Origin of the sequence: Acinetobacter sp. GFQ9D191M, assembly GCF_011174875.1 — a bacterium.
Classification (GTDB): Bacteria; Pseudomonadota; Gammaproteobacteria; order Pseudomonadales; family Moraxellaceae; genus Acinetobacter.
This window is the reverse complement of sequence record NZ_JAALGV010000115.1, coordinates 2,322-2,878: the sequence shown is the minus strand read 5'-3', so window position 1 is coordinate 2,878 and position 557 is coordinate 2,322. Positions and strand designations below refer to the sequence as shown.

The following is a 557-nucleotide window of genomic DNA, read 5'->3' as shown; positions in this document are numbered from 1 at the left end:
AACGACTGTTTGGGGTTGTATAGTCAAGTAATTAAGTGCATGTGGTGGATGCCTTGGCAGTCAGAGGCGAAGAAAGACGTGATAGCCTGCGAAAAGCTCCGGGGAGGCGGCAAATATCCTGTGATCCGGAGATGTCTGAATGGGGAAACCCACCGGCTATAAGGTCGGTATCATAAACTGAATACATAGGTTTATGAGGCGAACGCGGAGAAGTGAAACATCTCAGTATCCGTAGGAAAAGAAATCAATTGAGATTCCCTCAGTAGCGGCGAGCGAAAGGGGAACAGCCCATTAAGTCATATCAGTTTTAGTGGAATGCTCTGGGAAGTGCAACCATAGTGGGTGATAGTCCTGTACACGAAAGGGCTGATATGATGATGTCGAGTAGGGCGAGGCACGTGAAACCTTGTCTGAATATAGGGGGACCATCCTCTAAGGCTAAATACTCCTGACTGACCGATAGTGAACCAGTACCGTGAGGGAAAGGCGAAAAGAACCCCTGTGAGGGGAGTGAAATAGATCCTGAAACCGCATGCATACAAGCAGTGGGAGCCACT

1 rRNA gene (only partly in view) is annotated in these 557 nt (G+C 48.7%); it reads left to right on the top strand.

Features of this window, described 5'->3' with window-relative positions:
• The first annotated feature begins 21 nt into the window (after nt 1-21).
• Nucleotides 22-557, top strand: a 23S ribosomal RNA gene (locus G5T77_RS15015) (it continues 2,321 nt past the right edge of the window).